Source organism: Streptomyces albiaxialis, from assembly GCF_039530985.1.
GTDB classification, from domain to species: Bacteria; Actinomycetota; Actinomycetes; order Streptomycetales; family Streptomycetaceae; genus Streptomyces; species Streptomyces albiaxialis.
This window is the reverse complement of the sequence record NZ_BAAAPE010000030.1, coordinates 89,602-108,700: the sequence shown is the minus strand read 5'-3', so window position 1 is coordinate 108,700 and position 19,099 is coordinate 89,602. Positions and strand designations below refer to the sequence as shown.

Annotated in this window: 8 protein-coding genes; all 8 read left to right on the top strand. The window is 73.9% G+C overall.

Annotated elements, in window-relative coordinates; all coding sequences use genetic code 11:
- The coding region (locus ABD343_RS40055; RefSeq protein WP_344535740.1) for a condensation domain-containing protein at window positions 1–4,174 on the top strand (4,174 nt) is incomplete at its 5' end.
- A gap of 106 nt (window positions 4,175–4,280) precedes the next feature.
- On the top strand, window positions 4,281–5,342 hold the full coding sequence (locus ABD343_RS40050; protein ID WP_344535738.1) for a TauD/TfdA family dioxygenase: 1,062 nt from the start codon (window positions 4,281–4,283) through the stop codon (window positions 5,340–5,342).
- A gap of 86 nt (window positions 5,343–5,428) precedes the next feature.
- Window positions 5,429–8,449 carry a non-ribosomal peptide synthetase gene (locus ABD343_RS40045; RefSeq protein ID WP_344535737.1) on the top strand — a complete coding sequence of 1,007 codons (3,021 nt, stop codon included), beginning with the start codon at window positions 5,429–5,431 and terminating at the stop codon, window positions 8,447–8,449.
- The gene (locus tag ABD343_RS40040; RefSeq protein WP_344535736.1) at window positions 8,446–14,952 is read left to right on the top strand and encodes an amino acid adenylation domain-containing protein; all 6,507 of its coding nucleotides are present in this window, start codon (window positions 8,446–8,448) and stop codon (window positions 14,950–14,952) included. The genes ABD343_RS40045 and ABD343_RS40040 overlap by 4 nt, the downstream gene beginning before the upstream one ends.
- Window positions 14,949–16,646, top strand: a complete 1,698-nt coding sequence (locus ABD343_RS40035; RefSeq protein WP_344535734.1) for a cyclic peptide export ABC transporter — start codon at window positions 14,949–14,951, stop codon at window positions 16,644–16,646. The genes ABD343_RS40040 and ABD343_RS40035 overlap by 4 nt, the downstream gene beginning before the upstream one ends.
- Window positions 16,647–16,657: 11 nt before the next feature.
- Entirely contained in the window at window positions 16,658–16,849 is a 192-nt protein-coding gene (locus ABD343_RS40030; protein ID WP_344535733.1) for an MbtH family protein, read from the top strand.
- A 43-nt stretch (window positions 16,850–16,892) separates the two neighbouring features.
- Complete coding sequence (gene lat, locus ABD343_RS40025; protein WP_344535732.1) at window positions 16,893–18,221, top strand: L-lysine 6-transaminase; 1,329 nt, start codon at window positions 16,893–16,895, stop codon at window positions 18,219–18,221.
- Window positions 18,218–18,967, top strand: coding sequence for a thioesterase II family protein (locus ABD343_RS40020; RefSeq protein ID WP_344535730.1), 750 nt, complete (start codon window positions 18,218–18,220; stop codon window positions 18,965–18,967). Before lat ends, ABD343_RS40020 begins: the two co-directional genes overlap by 4 nt.
- The last annotated feature ends 132 nt before the right edge of the window (window positions 18,968–19,099 follow it).

Sequence of the window (19,099 nt, the reverse complement as noted above, 5' to 3'; positions counted from 1 at the left end):
GGTGGACCGGGCGGGGCTGGACGAGGCGGATGAGGATGATCTGGCGTATCTGGTCTTCACCTCCGGATCCACCGGCCGCCCCAAGCCCGTCGCCGTCACCCACGGACAACTGGCCGGTCACCTCGCGCAGGCCGTCGACGCCTTCGGACTGACTCAGGGCGAAAGAGTCCTGGTCTTCGGCTCGTTCTCCTTCGACGTGAGCACGGAGCAGCTTCTCGCCCCGCTGCTGGTGCGCGGCGCGGCCGTGATCCGGCCCGACGGCCTTCTCGACACCGAGGAACTGCTCGCCTTCCTGGCCGAGCACGGGGTCGGTGTCTTCAACCCGCCGACCGGGCTCTGGCGGCAGATGGCGACCGTCCTCGCCTCCGGCGGCGCGGTGCCCGGCGCGCTGGACGTCCGCCTCACCGTCGTCGGCGGCGACGCGATGCCCGCGGCCGAGACCGGGATGTGGCGGCGCGCGGTGGGCGGCCGGATCCTCAACGCCTACGGGCCCACCGAGACCGTCATCACCGCGACCGTCCACGAGGCCACCGCCGACGAAGACGGCGCGGGGGTGGACACCGCCGGAACCGTTCCCCTGGGCCGGCCGCTGTCGGGCCGCACCGTGTATGTGCTGGACGGTGGGTTGCGGCCGGTGGCGGCGGGGAGTGTGGGCGAGCTGTTCGTCGGTGGGGCGGGGGTGGCGCGGGGTTATCTGGGGCGCGGTGGTCTGACGGCGGAGCGGTTCGTGCCGGATCCGTTCTCCTCGGTTCCGGGTGCGCGGTTGTACCGCACCGGGGACCTGGTGCGCTTCGGTGCTGAGGGGGCGTTGGAGTTCTGCGGGCGTGTGGACGAGCAGGTGAAGATCCGCGGGTTCCGGGTGGAGCTGGGGGAGATCGAGGCGGTGCTGCGTGCCGCCGAGGGCATCACCGACGCCGTCGTGGCCGCCGTACCCGGACCGGAAGGCGGCGAACCCCGCCTCGCCGGCTACGTCGTCGCACGGGACAGGGCCGTCTGCGAACCCGAGGCGGTACGGGAGTGGGCGCGCGAACGGCTGCCGGCCCACATGGTGCCCGCCGCCGTCGTCCCCCTGGACGCGCTTCCCCTCTCGGCCAACGGCAAAGTGGACCGCCGTGCCCTGCCCGCGCCCGCATGGGAGGCCGCTGACGAGGGCTTCGTCGCGCCCCGTACGGAGATCGAGCGGCGGCTGGCCGAGGTGTGGTGCCAGGTCCTGGGCCTGGAACGGGTCGGCGTGCACGACGACTACCTCGGGGTGGGCGGCGACTCCATCCAGTCGATCCAGATCGTGGCCAAGGCACGCCGCGCGGGCATCCGCATCACCCCGCGCCAGCTCTTCGACCACCCCACCCTCGCCGAACTCGCCGCCCACGCCGTCACCGGCGGCGACCCGTCCGGCACGCGGCACACGGGGGACACCACCGACGCGCTGAGCCCGATCCAGCAGTGGTTCCACGAGCTGGAGCTGAGCACGCCCTCCCACTGGAACATGGGCCTGCTCCTCGCCCTGCGCGAGCGAGTGCCGCCCGAGGAGCTGAAGACGGCCCTCCACGCGGTGGCCGACGCCCATGAGGCGCTGCGCACCCGCTTCGTGCGGGACGAGTCCGTCCGGGCCGTGGTCGATCCGGCGGCGGACGTGCCGGTGGAGCACACGGACCTCTCGTCCGTACCCGCCGACGAGGTCGAGCGGAGCCTGCGGGAGCTGGCCGACACGCTGCACACCGGGCTCGACCCCGCGAACGGCCCGGTGTTCCGCGCCCACCTGGCCGACCTGGGGCCGGGGGCCCCGCAGCGACTGCTGCTCGCCGCCCACCACCTCGTCATGGACGCGGTGTCCTGGCGGATCGTGCTGGAGGACCTGGAGTCGGCACTCGACGCCGTACGCGAAGGCCGCCCGCCCGAGCCGCAGCCCGAGGGCACCACGCACCGCCAGTGGACCGCCGAACTGCGGCGACGGGCCCTGGACCCGCGCGTGCTCGACAGGGTCCGCGCGGACATCGACGAACTGGCCGGACTCACCGCCGACGCGGCGCACCGGGGCACCCCGCGCGCACCCGGAACCGAAGGCGGCTCCCGCCGGGCCCGCCGCGAGCTGGGGGCCGAGGAGACCGCACGGATCCAGCAGGCCCTCGTGCACCGGCTCGGCGCCAGCCTGGAGGAAGGGCTGCTCACCGCGGCCGCCCGCGCGCAGGCCCGGGCCGACGCGCTCGGCACCGTCGTCGTGGAACTGGAGAGCCACGGCCGCCAGGACCTGCGCCCCGACATCGACCTGTCACGCACCGTCGGCTGGTTCACCACCCTCGCCCCCTTCCCGGTGGCCGTCGGGGACCAGGGCCCGGTCGGCACGCTCTGGGACGTCAGGGCCCGGCTGCGCGAGCTGGTGCACCGGGGGATCGACAACGGCGTCGTCCGCTACCTGGCCGGAGACGAGGAACTGGCCGGGAAGCTGGCCGCGATGCCCGCCCCGCACCTCAACTTCAACCACCTGGGCCGGGTCAGCAGCGCCTCCGACCCCGGGGCGACGCTCGAACTCCTCGCCCCCGGATTCGGCCGGGTCCGCGACCCCGAGGGGGTCCGCCCCGCCGCGGTCGTGGTGGAGACCCTGGTGACCGACGGCTGCCTCGCGGTCGAGGTGGAGCACACCGGACAGGCCGCCGCGGACACCCTCGCGGACGCCCTCCTCGACGAGCTGCGCGCCCTGACCGCCGAGCCGGACGTGCCGCCGCTCGCCTCCGGGCTCCGGCACGGCACGGCGCCGGTCGCCGCCGTCCGCGACTGGACCCGGCGCTGGGGCGGCCTCACGGCGGTGTGGCCCCTGACCCCGACGCAGGAGGGCATGCTCTTCCGCAGCCTCGCCGAGGACCGGTCCGCGGGCAGCGGCGTCTACGTCGAACAGCTCGTCTGCGTCCTCGCGGGGGACCTGGACGAGGAAGCCTTCGCGCGGGCCTGGCAGGCGGCCGTGGACCGGCACGCCGTGCTCCGCGGGGTGTGCGTGTGGCAGGACGTCCCGCGCCCCCTGTTCGTGGTGCCGTCCGCACGCGAACTGCCGGTCGCCTTCCAGGACTTCTCGGCCGCCGAGGACCCCGAGGCCGCCCTCGACGCCTTCGTGCGCGAGGACCGCCGCCACGGCTTCGACCTGGACGAAGGGCCGCTGATGCGGCTCACCGTGGCCCGGCTGGCGGCCCGCCGGTGGGCCTTCGTATGGACGAACCACCACGTCCTGCTGGACGGCTGGTCCCTTCCCCTCCTCCTCGGCGAGGTCCTGGAGCACTACGCCGCGCACCACGAGGGACGGCCCCCCGGCACGGCGACGGCGCCGGACTTCGGGACCTTCGCCCGGTGGATCGCCCGGCGGGACCCGGACGCCTCCCGGGAGTTCTGGACCCGCGAGCTGGCCGGTCTCACCGCGGTGCCGATCGCCCCGCAGGCGAACGGGCCGTCCCGCCACCGGGACCACGTCGTGCACGTGTCGGCGCGGGACACCGCGCGGCTGCGGGAGACGGCGCACCGCCTGGGCGTGACCCTGGGCGGCATGGTGCACGCCGCGTGGGCGCTCACGCTCGCGGCGGAGACCGACACGGACGACGTGGCGTTCGGCAGCGTGGGATCCGGCCGTCCCGCGGAGCTGGACGAGGTGGACCGCACGGTGGGCATGTTCATCAACACCGTGCCGCTGCGTACCCGGCTGCCCGCCTCCCTGCGGGCCGGCACCTGGTGCAGGGACGTCCAGCAGTCCCTGCACCGCGTCCAGGAGCACATCCACACACCGCTCGCCCGGATCGCGAAGTGGAGCGGACGCGCGAGTTCGTCCGGGCTGTTCGACACCTCCGTCATCGTGGCGAACTTCCCGTTCGCCGACCTCGGCACCGGACTGCCGGGACTGTCCGTGGAACGGGCGGAAGCTCTGGAGCAGACCGAGCTTCCGCTGACCATCTCCGCCGCCCCCGAGGGGGACCGGCTCGTCCTCGCTCTCAACCACGACACCGTCCGCATCGGAGCGGACCGTACCGCCGCCCTCGCCGACCTGCTCTGCCGGGCCCTGACGGCGCTCGCCGAGGACACGGCCACGGTCGGCGAGATCCGCGCGGACCTCGCGGAACGCACCCGGGGCGAGCGGGCCGCGGGCCGCGCCCGCCGGGCCGCGCACCTCGTTTCCTCTGTCCGTCGGCGCGGCTGAAGCCGAAAGCCCCTTCGCACAGCGCACGGCACGCAGCACGCACGGGCAACCGACAACCTTCGGAGAACTCATGTCCCTTCGCACGTCTCGCATGCCTCAGCAGCCGATGAGGCGACGCTCCCTCACGGACGAGTCCGTCGTCGACTTCGGTCCGCTGGAGCCCGCGGCCCTGCCCGTTCTCGCCACGCCGCAACGGGCAGGCGTGCCGCTCACCACCTGGGTGCGGGACAACGCCGCGCTGGTACGGACGCGGATGCGGGAACGCGGCGCGGTGCTCTTCCGCGGCTTCTCCGAGGGAGCCGACGCGCTGCGTCCGGTCGTGGAGGCCATCGGCGGCGAGGGAGCGCTCGCCTACCAGGACGGGGCCACACCGCGCAGCGCCCTGGGCGAGGGCGTCTACTCCTCCACCGAGTACCCGTCCGACCAGACGATCGAGATGCACAACGAAGCCTGCTATAGCTGGAGCTGGCCCCGGGTCCTCGGATTCGCCTGCGCCCGCCCGTCGCAGACCGGCGGCCAGACCCCGCTCGCCGATTCCCGCAACGTGCTGCGGAGACTCCCCCACGATCTGGTCTCCCGCATGGAGCGGTACGGAGTGCGGTACCTGCGCAACTACACGCCAGGTGTCGGCATCCCGTGGCAGGAGGCGCTCGGCTGCGACGAGAGCGGCCTGGACGCCTACGCGGACCGGACCCGCGTCCGCGTCGCGCACATCGCCGAGGACCACCTGCGTACGGAGGCCGTGCGGCCCGCCGTCGTCCGGCACCCGGACACCGGCGAGTGGGTCTGGTTCAACCAGGCCACCAGCTTCCACCTGAGCACCATCGGGGACGAGCTGGCCGAGGAACTGCTCGGCCAGGTCGGACCGGAACGCGTGCCCAAGACCACCCGGCTCGGCGACGGCAGCGAGTTCACGCGCGCCGACCTCGGCGCGATCCGGGAGGCGTTCGCGGCGGAGACGACGGCCTTCGACTGGCAGCCCGGTGACGTGCTGGTCGTCGACAACCTGCTGGCCGCGCACGGCCGCGCGCCCTTCACGGGCACGCGGGAGATCCGCGTGGCCATGGCCGCGGCGGCGGACTGGAACGACGTGGAGACCCGGCCCGCCCGGGCCGGCCTCCCCGAGCACGACGGCATCACTGTCCAGACGAAGGGGGAAAGACGGTGAACACGGCAACATCCCTGGCGGCCGTATCCACTGATACCGCCTCTGCCACGGAGAGCTTCCGTGCGGGGCCCCATCAGCATGACGCCATGCGGGACGACACGGTGACCTCGCTCCTGCTCGACGTCCCCGCCACGGTTCCCGAGGATCAGGTCACCGCCGCGGTCGGTACGGTCGCGCGGCGCCACGAGGTGCTGCGGACCACGCTCGTGCCCTCCCCGGCAGGCGGACCCCCCACCCAGAGCGTCCACGCGGCGCCCCTGCCCGAGGGCCCCGAGCGGCCATGGAGCGTCTCCGTCCGCGAGGACGGCCGTATCCGGCTCACCGCCTCGGCCCGCGTCCTGGACGCCGAAGGCCTGCTGCTGCTCGCGCGCGAACTCGAAGCCGAACTGTCGGGCCCGAAGGCGGACCTCCCGCCGACGGCGGACACCCCCTCGGCACCGGACACCGGAGAAGACGGCACGGAGCCGCTGCAGTACGCCGACATCGCCGAGTGGCTGCACGAGGTGCTCGCCGACCCGGACGCGGGCAGCGCCCGCACCGCCCAGGAGACCGCGCACGCCGGTTCCGACGAGGCCGCCGAGACGGTGGAGCGGCTGCGCGCCTCGGCCGGCCCGGCGCCGTCCGGGAGCACCGCCCCGCCGGACATGTCCCGGACGGTCAAGCTGTACGGCACGGACGCGGAGGTGGAGTCGCTGCTCCTGGCGGCCTGGCTCGTGGTCCTGCACCGGTTCGCCGGTACCCAGGCGCTCACCGTGGGGGTACGCACCGGACTGCGCGAGGTGCCGCAACTCGCCGACGCGCTGGGCCCGCTGAGCACCTGGCCCGCGCTGCGCCACGCGTTCCGTACCGACGAGACGCTCGCGGAGGTGGTCGACACGGTGCGGGGGGCGCGGGCGGCCCAGCGCGAGAGCGTCGAGCTGATCACCGACCTGTCCGAGGTGAACCGTCCCCTCGGCTTCTCGTACACGCAACTGCCGGAGCGCGTGGGCGGCTGGTCCGTCTCGGGGCTCTCCGCACACGGCTCCGGGCCCGGACTCCGGCTCGACGCGGTACGCCGCGGCGACCTGGTCGGCCTGCGGATCGACGGCGTGGCGGCGGCCGGGCTCGGCGAGCCGGCGGTCGGACGGCTGCTGGACGCGCTGGCCACGGTCCTCGAACAGGACATCCGGACCTCCAGGACAGGGGTCGGCCGGGTGAGCCTGGGCACCCCCGCCGCACCGCTCACCGAGTCCGCCACGCCCCGTGCCCTCGCATGGCGGGACGCCACACTCCCCGGCCTGATCGCCCGCGCCGCCGCGACCGCCCCGAACGGCATCGCCGTGCGCTGCGGGACGCGGGAGCTGTCGTACCGGCAGCTCCTGCGCAAGGCGGACCGTCTGGCGGCGCGGCTGGACGCGGAGCCGGAGGACGTGGTGGCGGTCCTCGTCGCCGATCCGCTGACCCGTCTGGTGGCCCAGTTGGCCGTGCTGCGCACCGGCGCCGCCTACCTGGTCGTGGACCCCGACGACCCGGCCGACCGGATCGCGACGCTGCTCGCCGACGCGTCCGTGCGCGGGTGCGTGGTCACCGCCGACACCGCCCCCCTGCTCAGCGCCCACGACGACCTCGACCGCGTGCCGGCCGAGGACAAGGGGGCCGACGGCCAGAGCCGGGCACCGAAGGCCACGCACGGCATCCGGCCCGCCCCTGGCCCGGACAACGCCGCCTACCTGCTGTTCACCTCCGGATCCACCGGGCGGCCCAAGCCCGTCGCCGTCACCCACCGGAACGTCGTCAACTACCTCGGATGGCTCGCCGACACGGAGCTGGTCGGCCCGGACACGGTGCTGCCCGCCACGGCCGCCTCGATCTTCGACGCGTCCGTCAAGCAGCTCTGGGGCCCCCTGGTCCTCGGCGGCACCGTGATGCTGCCGACGGCCGAGGAGCGGCCGGCCGAGACGCTGGTCGCCGCGATCGTCGGCGCCGAGTCCTCCTCGGGCACCGGCGTCACCACGGTCAACACCGTGCCGCGGCTGTGGGACGAGACGCTGCGGACCCTGGAGGCCACCGGCGCCGCCGGCGGCCTCGGCGGACGCCGCCTCGATGTCCTGCTGGGAGGCGAGGCGCTCACCGCCGACCTCGTCGAGCGCACCGGGCGGATCCTGCCCGGGGCCCGGATATGGAACCTGTACGGGCCCTCCGAGACCACGGCGAACGCCGCCGCCGGGACCGTCACCCCGGACGGCCGCGTCACCCTCGGCCGGCCCGTCGGTGGCGCCGCCCTGTACGCCCTGGACGAGGTCATGCGGCCCGTACCGCCCGGGGTGATCGGCGAACTGTACGTCGGCGGGGCGGGAGTGGCGCGCGGGTACGCGGGCCGCAGCGGGCTGACCGCCGAACGCTTCGTGCCCGACCCGTTCTCCGCGACTCCCGGCGCCCGGATGTACCGGACGGGCGACCTGGTCCGCATCGGCGCCGACGGCCTGCCGGAGTTCTGCGGACGCGCCGACGGCCAGCTCAAGGTCCGCGGCTACCGCGTCGAGACCGGCGAGATCGAGGCGGTGCTGCTGCGCCATCCCGCGGTCGCCGCCGCCGTCGCCGACGCACGCGACGACCGGCTCGTCGCCTGGGTGGTGCCCGGCCCGGACGGCCCGCCGACCGTGGAGCAGCTCCGCGAGCAGTGCGCCGCGGCCCTGCCCGCGTACCTGGTCCCGGCCGTGTTCGTCGCGCTGGACCGCGTGCCGCTGACGCCTCAGGGGAAGACCGACCGGCGCATGCTGCCGGACCCGGCCGACGGACATCTGGAGCAGGGCACCGAGTTCGTCGCCCCCCGCACCCCGACGGAGATGGTCGTCGCCGAGATCTGGCGCACCGTCCTCGGCGTCGACCGGGTCGGGGCGCACGACACCTTCGTCGCGCTCGGCGGCGATTCGATCCGCGCCATGCAGACCGTCGCCCGCGTCCGCGAACTGATGGGAGCCGAACTCCCCCTCCAGGAGCTGCTCAACGCCTCCACCGTCGCCGACCAGGCGATCCTGCTGCTCTCCCACGACCGCGACGGGTCCGTCCGCGAGTTCGCCGAAGCGTTCGCGGCCGTCGACGACGACGCCACCGAGGTACAGCCATGACAGATTCCGAACGTCTCGACCGGGTCCGGCGGGCCCTCGCCGCACGCCGGCCCGAACGGCACTCCGGCACACAGATCACCGCCCGGCCCGACACCGTGCAGGTCACGCTCTCGGAGAGCCAGGTCCAGCTCTGGACGGCACACGCCCTCGACCCCACCGGCAGCGCCTACACGGTGCCGGCCGCCCTCGACATCGAGGGACCGCTGGACGCCGACGCGCTGGTGCGGGCCTTCGACTGGCTGCTCGCCCGGCACGAGGGGCTGCGGCTGGTCACCGAGGAGGTACGCGGAAAGGCCCGGGCGCAACTCCTGGACCGGCTGCCCTCGTTACGGCGTGCCGACCTGACGGGCCTCTCCGGCGCCGCGGCCGAGCGGCGCAGGGACGAGCTGACCGGCACCGAGCTGCGCACCCCCTTCGCGCTGGACAGCGGCGGGCCGCTGGTGCGGGGCGTGCTCATCGCCCTCGCCCCGGACCGGCACCGGCTGGTGGTGACCTTCCACCACCTGGTCGTCGACGGCCTGTCGGTGAGCGTCCTGATCCAGGAGCTGACCGAGGCCTACGAGGCCGTCCGCACCGGCGGCGCGCTGCCGGACCCGCCCGACTTCCCCTCCTACACCGACTACGCCTGGTGGGAGCGGCACAGCGGGAAGGCGCCCGAGCGCGCGGCCTCGCTCGCCCACTGGCGGGCCGAACTGGCGGGCGCCCCGCGCGGCCTGAACCTGCCCCTCGACCGCCCCCGCCCCGAGGTCCGCAGCCACAGCGGGCACCACCTGGTGCGCCCCACCGGGCCGGAGCTCCGGGACCGCGTCGAGAAGTTCGCCGCGGGCTGCGGCGTCTCCGTCTTCGCCGTGCTGTACGGGGCGTGGCGGGCGCTGCTGCACCGTGCCTCGCTCACCGACGACCTGGTGATCGGCGTCCCGGTCGCCAACCGGGTCCGCCCCGAACTGCGCCGCACCGTCGGCCCGTTCATCAACACGCTCGCGCTGCGCAGCAGGCTGCGGGCCGGGGCGACGCTGCGCGAGCTGGCCGAGGACTCCGCGGGCACCGTCGCCCGCTCCCTCGACCACCAGCACGTCCAGACCGCGGAGGTGACCGCCGCCGTCGGGGGCAGCACCGGGACGCCCCTCTTCGGCGCGATGTTCGCCTACCTCGGCGAGGACCGGTCCCGGCTGCCGCTGGGCGAGGCCACCATGACCCCGGTCCCGGTGGAGACGAACACCTCGAAGACCGACGTCACGCTCAGCGTGGTCCGGCGCGGTGCCGACTTCGAACTCATGCTGGAATACGACACCGAGCTGCTGCGCGAGTCCACCGCGGGGACCCTGCTCGACGCCTACGTCCGGCTGCTGGAGGGCGGACTGGCCTCCCCGGACCGCAGCGTACGGACGCTTCCCCTCGCGGAGCCCGGGGCGCAGGCCGGACCGCTCGCCGAGCCGGTCGTCGAAGGCGCCCTCGACCAGGCCTTCCTCCGGTCCGTCGCGCGTCACCCGGAGCGCACGGCACTGCAGTGGCAGGGACAGGGCATCACCTACGAGGACCTGGCCGACCGCGTCGACGCCCTGGCCCGCCACCTGGTGGCCCGCGGCGTGCGGCCCGGCGACCGGGTGCCGCTCCACCTGGAGCGCGGGCCCGCCCAGGTGGTGGCGATCCTCGCCGTGCTGCGCGCGGGAGCGGCGTACGTGCCGATCGACCTGCGCAACCCCGCGGACCGTATCCGCCACGTGCTCGACGACAGCGGCGGCCGGCTCCTGGTCTGCGGGACGGAGGGCGCGGGCGGCATCGGCGAAGGGCTGCGGCAGATCTCCGTCGACGAGCGCGGCCACCCCCGCACCGAGCTGGACACCAGCGGCACCGTGCTGCCCGACCGGCACCCCGGTGATGTCGCCTACGTCATCTACACCTCGGGCTCCACCGGCCGCCCCAAGGGGGTGGAGGTCGCCGACTCGCACGTGGTGCGGCTGTTCACGGCGACCGAGCGGCGCTTCGGCTTCGGCCCGGACGACGTGTGGAGCTACTTCCACTCGTACGCGTTCGACGTGTCCGTGTGGGAGCTGTGGGGAGCGCTGCTGCACGGCGGCACGCTGGCCCTGGTCACGGACGACACCGCCCGGTCCCCGGCCGACCTGCTGGCCTTCGTGGCGGAGAACGGCGTCACCGTCTTCAGCCAGACGCCGTCCGCCTTCAAGGGCGTCGTGGCCGCCGACGCGGCCGAGGGCTCCACCCGCCGGCTGGCCCTGCGGTACGTCGTCTTCGGCGGCGAACGGCTGGACGTGAACACCCTGCGCCCCTGGATCGAGGCGCGCGGCGACCGGGCTCCCCGGCTGGTGAACATGTACGGGATCACCGAGACCACCGTGCACTCCACCTTCCGCGCCATCGCCTCCGCCGACCTGGGCGACCGCACGGGCAGCCCCATCGGCGTGCCGATCGACGACCTGTCCCTGTACGTCCTCGACGAGGGGCTCAACCCGCTGCCGCCCGGCATGGTGGGCGAACTCCACGTCGGCGGCGCGGGCGTGACCCTCGGGTACGGCGGACGCGGAGCGCGTACCGCCGAGCGTTTCGTGCCCGACCCGTTCGCCGGAACGCCCGGCGCCCGGCTCTACCGCAGCGGCGACCTGGCCCGGGTCGGGGAGGACGGCGAGTTCGAGTACTGGGGACGGGCCGACGCCCAGGTGAAGATCCGCGGATTCCGGCTCGAACTGGGCGAGGTGGAGGTCGCGCTCGTCAGCCACCCGGACGTCGAGGCGGCCGTCGCCGATGTCCGCGCCGAGCAGCTCGTGGCCTGGCTCGTGCCGGTCGAGGGACGGGAACTGCCCGCGGTGTCCGAACTCCGCGAGCACGTGGCCGCACTCGTGCCCTCGTACATGGTGCCCGCGGTCTACAGCGCCCTCGACAGCGTTCCGCTGACCGTCAACGGCAAGGCGGATCGGCGCGCGCTGCCCGACCCGGCGGAGAGCCGGCTCGACACCGGCACGGCCTACGAGGCGCCGCGCACCGGTCTGGAGGAGACCCTGGCCGGTGTCTGGGCGGAGGTCCTCGGCGTCGAACGCGTCGGCGTGCACGACAACTTCTTCGCGCTCGGGGGCGACTCCATCCGGGCGGTCGAGATCACGGGAACCCTGCGGGAACTCGGCCATGAGACCCGGGTCCACGCGGTGTTCCGGCACCAGACCGTGGCGGCGTTCGCGGCCCACCTGGCGGACAGCCGGCCCGACACGGTGGAGCCCGCCGAGCCGTTCGAGATGATCGGCGCGGAGGACCGCGCGGCGCTGCCCGCCGACGCGGAGGACGCCTACCCGCTGACCGCCACCCAGGCGGGCATGCTCTACCACCTCCAGATGCACCCGGAGGCGGGGCTCTACCACAACACCGTCAGCGTGCGGATGCGCGGCCGCCTCGACCCCGACCTGCTGTGCCGGGCCTTCGCCGACACCATGGCCCGGCACCCGGTGCTGCGCACCAGCATCTCCATGGACGGCTACTCCGAGCCGCTGCAGATCGTTCACCGCGAGGCCGCCCCGCGCTTCACCGTGCGGGACCTCTCGGACCTCACGGCCGACGAGCAGCACTCCGAGGTCGACGCGTTCGTCGCCCGCGAGCGGATCGAACACCTGGAGCTGGAATCGGCCCCGCTCCAGCGGGTCGCCGTCCACCTGCTCGGCGGCGGCGAGTTCCAGCTCACGGTCAGCGAGAACCATGTGATCCTCGACGGCTGGAGCTGGACCTCCACCCTGACGGAGGTCCTCAGCCGGCAGGCCGCGCTGCTCGACGACGCCCCCGACTACGACAGCCGGTGGCCCGGACTCCCGCTGCGCTACGCCGACTTCGTCAAGGCCGAGCGGGCCGCCGCCGAGCGGACCGACGTCGCCGAGGTGTGGCGGGACCGGCTCGCCGACGCCGAACCCCGGTCGATCGCGGACCTGCGCCCGGCGGGCATGCCGCGGGTGCGGCGGGTCGAGGTCGGCATCGACACGGACACCTCGCAGCGCCTGACCCGCCTCGCCAAGGAGGAGGGGATGCCGCTGAAGAGCCTCGCCGTCGGCGTCCACTTCAAGGTGCTCGCCGAGGCGCTCGCCGTGGACGACCCCGTCACCGGCATGGTGCTCCACGGGCGGCCCGACCTGCCCGGCGCGAAGGAGCTGCGCGGCCTGTTCATCAACATGCTGCCGACCTCGGTGTCCGTACCCGGCGGAAGCTGGCGGGAGCTGGCGCGGCGTGCCTTCGACGAGGAGCGCACGCTCCTGGAGCACCGGCACACCCCGCTCATCAGCGTGCAGCAGGCGTTCGGCAACGACCCGCTGTTCGACGTGGGCGTGAACTTCGTCCGGTTCCACGCCCTCGGCGAGGTCCTGGACACCGGGGTCGTCGGGCTGGTCGGCCAGCACCCCGGGTCCGCCGAGGACACCAACTACGCGCTCATGGCGACCTACTCGATGCACCCGCCGGAGCACGAACTGGGGCTGATCCTCGCCTACGACAGCGACCGGATCTCCGACGAGTGGGCGGGCTCCCTCGCCACGATGTACGCCCAGGCGCTGCGCCGCTTCGCCACCGCCCCCGACTCCCCGCACGACGCCGCGAGCCTGCTGCCGTACGACGCCGAGACCGCGGTCCGGCGTGCCGACGGCGGGCCCCTCGACCTGCCGGGAGGCACCCTCGACGGGGCGGTCGCCGCCGTCGCGGCGGACCGCCCCGGGGCGACCGCGGTCACGGGCCCCGACGGCTCCCTCACCTACCGGGAGCTGACCGAGCGGGCCGCGGCCGCCGCCGCCGGGCTCGCCGCGGCCGGTGTGCGCCGGGGCGATCTGGTGGCGGTCGTCGCGCGGCGCGGCACCGACCTGGTCACCGGACTGCTGGCCACGATGGCGGCGGGCGCCGCGTACGTGCCCGTCGACCCCGAACTGCCCCGGGAACGCATCGCGCACCTGATCCGCGACTCGGACTGCGGCACGGCGCTGACCGCGCACCTCACGGACGAGGACGCCGACGTCCTGGCGCTCCTCGCCGAGGAGGGCGTGACCGTGCGCACCGTCACCGAAGCGGTCCGCGCGGCACCCGGCGCCGGCGCCGGCGCCGCGGTGCGGCGCGCCGGAGGCGGGGACCTCGCCTACGTGATCTACACCTCCGGATCCACCGGCACGCCCAAGGGCGTCGGCGTCACGCACACCAACGTTCTCACCTACCTGCGCGCCTCCGGCACGGTCGTCGAGCCCACGTCGCGGGACGTGGTCGCGGTCCGCTCCACCTTCACCTTCGACCTGTCGGTGTGGGAGCTGTTCGCCGGTCTGGTGGCCGGGTCCCGCATCCACCTCGTCCCGGGCGACGTGGCCTCCGACGCGCAGCAGCTCCACGGCCATCTGCGGGCCGAGGGCGTCACGATGCTCGCGACCACGCCGACGATCGCGCAGGAGCTGGCCGCCGTCGACGGAGCCGCCGAGACGGGAGGCGAGCCGATCGGCCTGCGCGCCCTGCTGCTGGCCGGTGAGGAGGTCGTGCCGTCCCGGTTCGCCGACTGGTTCGACGGCCCGTCCGCGGACGACTGCCGGGTCTACAACTGGTACGGGCCGACCGAGGCCACCGTCCTGATGACGGTCGCCGAGCTGACGGCCGAGGTCACGCGACGGCAGCGCGCCCCCATCGGCTCCCCGGTGCCCGGCTCCACGATCTGGGTGCTGGACGAGCGTATGGAGCCCGTGCCGCCCGGCGTCGCGGGCGAGCTGTACATCGGCGGTGCCCAGGTGGCCGCGGGCTACTGGCGGCGCCCCGGCCTGACGGCGGAACGCTTCCTGCCCGACCCGTTCTCCACGGAGCCCGGGGCGCGCCTGTACCGGACCGGGGACCGGGCGCGGCACCGGGCCGACGGGGAGCTGGAGTTCCTCGGCCGCTACGACAACCAGATCAAGCTCCGAGGCCACCGCATCGAGCTGGGCGAGGTCGAGTCCGTGCTCCTCGGGCACCCGGGGGTGGCCGACTGCGTCGTGGTGGTCCACGGCGCCACGGGCGCCACCCCCCGCCTGGTCGCCTACATCGTGCCCGGAAGCTCCTACCAGGACCGCAAGGAGCTGCGGAACTGGGCGGCCGGACGACTGCCCCGCTACGCCCTGCCCGCGGCGATCCGCCCGGTCGGGGAGATCCCGCAGACGGCCAGCGGCAAGCTGGACAGGCGCCGCCTGCCGGCCCCGACGGCCGACGACTTCCTGGGCACGGCGGGCGGCGCCCAGCTCGCCCGCGACGAGACGGAACAGGAGCTGCTGGACCTCTGGCAGGAGCTGCTGGGCCTGGAGGGCCTGGGGATCCGCGACCACTTCTACGAAGCCGGCGGCCACTCCCTGCTGGCGACCCGGCTGCTGGTCCGTATCCGGCGCCGGTTCGGGGCGCGGCTGAGCATGCAACAGGCGATGGCGGACTTCACGGTCGCCGGGCTGGCCGATCTGATCAGGGCGGCGCAGGACGCCCCGGCGGCGACCGCGGACGCGGCCGGGGAAGCAGGGACGCGGTGAACTTCCTCTCCCTGCTCGCGTCCCGGTCCCGTGCCACGGTGGTCGCGGCGCTGACCGCGGGCCTGCTGTCAGGCGCGGCGACCATGGTGCTGATCGCGGTCCTCCAGAAGATCCTGGAACGGCTCGACGATCCGGGGACGCGGCTGCTGGTGGCGTTCATCGTCGCGGCGGCCACGGTCCTGCTCGCCGGGGCGGTCTCCTCCGTCCTGCTGATCCGGCTGGCCCAGCGCACCGTCCAGGAACTGCGCATGGAGCTGTGCCGCCGGATCCTGGACAGCGGCATGCGCCGGATCGAGAGCATCGGCACCGCCCGTCTCCAGTCCGCGCTCACCGACGACGTGCAGGTCATCACCACAGCCGTCAGCGGCGTCCCGCTGCTGACCATGAACAGCGCGATCGTGGTCGGTGCCTTCGTCTACATCGGGATGCTCTCGCTCAAGATGCTGCTCGGCATGCTGGCCGTGCTCACGGTCGGTCTGGTGCTCTACCAACTGCCGGTGCGCCGGGCGGGAGTCCATCTGCGCAGGGCCCGCGAGCACCAGGACGTGATGCACCGGCATCTGGAGAGCGTCACGCGCGGGACCAAGGAACTGAAGCTGGACCGGGACCGCCGCTCGGCGGTCGTCGACGGCGGCGTCGGCGAGACGGGGAAGTCGCTCGTCCGGGACACCACCCGGGGCGTGGCCCTCTACACCATCGCCGGTTCCTGGGGGCAGCTCCTCTTCCTCGCGAGCATCGGCATCATGCTCTTCGCCGGGACGCGTCTCGGCATCTCCACCGAGGACCTGACCGGCTTCACGCTCGCCGTGCTCTACATCAACACGCCGCTGGTGACCGTGCTCAACCTGATCCCGGCCCTCGGCCGGGCCGCCACGGCGCTGCGCTCGCTCAACTCGCTGGAGCTGGGGGACGAGAGCGGGCTGCACGTGCCCCGGCCGCGCCGGGGCGAGGAAGAGCCCGCCGGTGTCGCGCTCAGCCTGCGTGCCGCCGCCTTCGACTACGCCTCCGACACGGAGGACGCGGGATTCCGAGTGGGCCCCATCGACGCCGACTTCACGCCGGGCACCCTCACCTTCGTGGTCGGCGGCAACGGCAGCGGCAAGACGACGCTCGCCAAGATGCTGTGCGGGCTCTACCCGCCCAGCAGCGGCGAGGTCCGGGTGAACGGCACGCCGGTGAGGGACACCGGGGCCGAGGAACTCCGGGAGCGGATCGCCGGCGTGTTCGCCGACGTCCATCTCTTCCGCACCCTGCCCTCGCACCCGGACACCGATGACGACGAGGCGAACCGGCTGCTGAGCCGCCTGGGCATGGACGGAAAGGTGCGCGTGCACCGGGGCGAGTTCTCCACGATCGCCCTCTCCACCGGCCAGCGCAAACGGCTGGCGCTGGTGGGCGCCCTGCTGTCCGGCCGGCCCGTGCTGCTCTTCGACGAGTGGGCCGCCGACCAGGACCCGGAGTTCCGGGACTTCTTCTACACCGTCGTCCTGCCCATGATGCGCGAGCAGGGCAGGACGGTCGTCGCCATCACCCATGACGACCGGTATTTCTACCTCGCCGACCAGGTACTGAAGCTGGAGCGCGGCATGGTCGTCGAACCGGCCGACGTCCAGGCCCCGGTCGGCGCGGGCGGCACGGCGCTGCCCGGCCGGTCCGCACAGGCCCTTCACCCACCCCACGCCCACACACCCTGAGGAGCACGGCCATGCCCGAGGCCAACGTGTACGACGTCGTCCGCAACGACGAGGAGCAGTACTCCCTGTGGGAGGCCGACCGTGAGCTTCCCACCGGCTGGTACCGGCAAGGAGTACGCGGCACCCGCGAGGAGTGCCTGGCACACATCGACCAGGTCTGGACGGACATCCGCCCGCGCAGCGTCCGTGAGCGCCAGGCATGACACACCAGCGCCCCACCGATACCGAGACCCCGAGGGATGTGCGATGAACTCCAGTGAGATCGACTACCTCCGCGCTCATGTCACCGGCGATTTCAGTGACGTCCTCGTCGACGTGCGCGCGAGCACCGGCTGCTGGCTCGTGAACGAGCGGGACGGCGCCCGCTACCTCGACATGTCGATGTTCTTCGCGTCCGCCGCGCTGGGGCACAACCACCCCGGCCTGCACGGCGACGAGGAGTTCGACGAGGCGCTGCTCGCGGCCGCCCGGATGAAGCCCGCCAACCCCGACTTCGCCACCTCCGAACAGATACGGTTCGCCGAGACCTTCCTGAAGGCGCTCGCCCCGGACGACATGCCGTACGTCTTCTTCATCGACGGCGGCGCCGCCGCGGTCGAGAACGCGCTGAAGGTCGCCTTCGACTGGAAGACCCAGCACAACGCGGCACGCGGCGTCGCCGTACGCGGCTCGCGGGTCCTGCACCTGGAGCACGCCTTCCACGGCCGCAGCGGCTACACCATGTCGCTGACCAACACGGACCCGGCCAAGACCCGGGACTTCCCGGCGTTCGACTGGCCCCGCATCCCGAGCCCGGCCGTCAACGACATGGGGCGCTGGGACGAGCCGGAGCTCCTGGCCGAGGAGCGGCAGGCCCTCGCCGCCGCCGGGAGCGCCTTCCGGCGCTACGGCGACGAGATCGCCTGCTTCGTCTTCGAGCCCGTCCAGGGCGAGGGCGGAGACCGGCACCTGCGCCCGCGGTTCCTGGCCGCCATGGCGGACCTGTGCCGCGCCCATGACGCGCTCTTCGTCGCGGACGAGGTGCAGTCCGGCTTCGGGGCCACCGGCGACCGCTGGGCGTGCGAGACCCTGGGCCTGGAGCCCGACCTGATCGCCTTCGGCAAGAAGGCGCAGGTGTGCGGGGTCCTGGGCGGCCGCAGGGTACGCGAGGTGGAGAACAACGCCTTCCGTGCCGGCAGCCGGCTGAGCTCCACCTGGGGCGGCAACCTGGCCGACATGGTCCGGGCCACCCGGATCCTGGAGATCATCGAGCGGGACGGGCTGTTCACCGCCGCCCGCGCCACCGGCGCCCATCTGCTCCAGGGGCTGCGCGAACTCGCCTCCGACCTGCCGGAACTCGTCACCGATCCGCGCGGACGCGGGCTCATGTGCGCCATCACCCTGCCGAGCCGGGAGGTGCGCGACCGCGTGGTGGGGCGGGCCTTCACCAAACACGGCGTCTTCTTCCTCGGCTCGGGCGAACGCGAACTGCGCTGGCGCCCCCCGCTGTGCGTCACCGAGGCGGACCTCGTCACGGCACTCGAAGCGCTGCGCGACGTCCTCAAGGAGGAGGCTGCGGAAGGGGCGGGCACATGACCCGGCTCGTCCGGCCGCACCGGCGCCCCTGGGCCTCGCGCCGGCTGGTCTGCATGAGCTACGCGGGCGGCGGGACCACCGCCTTCCGCCCGTGGGCCCAGCAGTTGCCGGTCGACACCGAGCTGCGGATCCTGTGCTACCCGGGCAGGGAAGCCCGTTTCGGCGAGCGGGCCGAGAGCTGGCAGGCCCTGATCGAGGACGCTGTCACGGCCCTGACCCGCGAGGTGCGCGGCCCGTACGTGCTCTACGGGCACAGCATGGGCGCGATGGTGGCCTACGCGACCGCCCGCCGGCTCCAGGCCCTGGGAACGCCCGGCCCGGACAGTCTGATCCTGTCCGGACACATCGCCCCCCAGCACTGGACCGGTACGCGCACCGCGGCGCTCGCCGAGGCCTCCGACGAGGAACTCGCGGCTCGGCTGGGCGACTTGGGCGGCACCGCGGCGTCCGTGCTCTCCGACCCCGGGATGCGCTCCCTCGCCGTCGGCCTGCTGCGGAGCGACCTGGCGGCGTACGCCGGATTCGCGTACGAGCCGGGTGAGCGCCTGAGCGCCGGCATCCAGCTCCTGGTCGGCGAGCAGGAGCTGAGCCCGATGCACGAGGGCTGGGCCGAGCTGACCGAGGGGCCCAGCTCGCTCGACGTCCTGCCGGGCGGCCACTTCTTCACCCCCGAGGTCTGGCGGTCCCTGCCGCGGCGCATGCGCGCCTTCGGCGTGCACGAGGAGATGGCGGCGACACGGCCCTGACGGCGGTGCACCGCCGGGCGGACACCGTCCCGTCCTCCGCGGAGGACGGGACGCGCGGTCACCGGCGTCGAGCGGGCGGAACGGTGACCGCGCCGCGCCGATCCCCGGCCGACCGCTCGATTCCCACAGAGA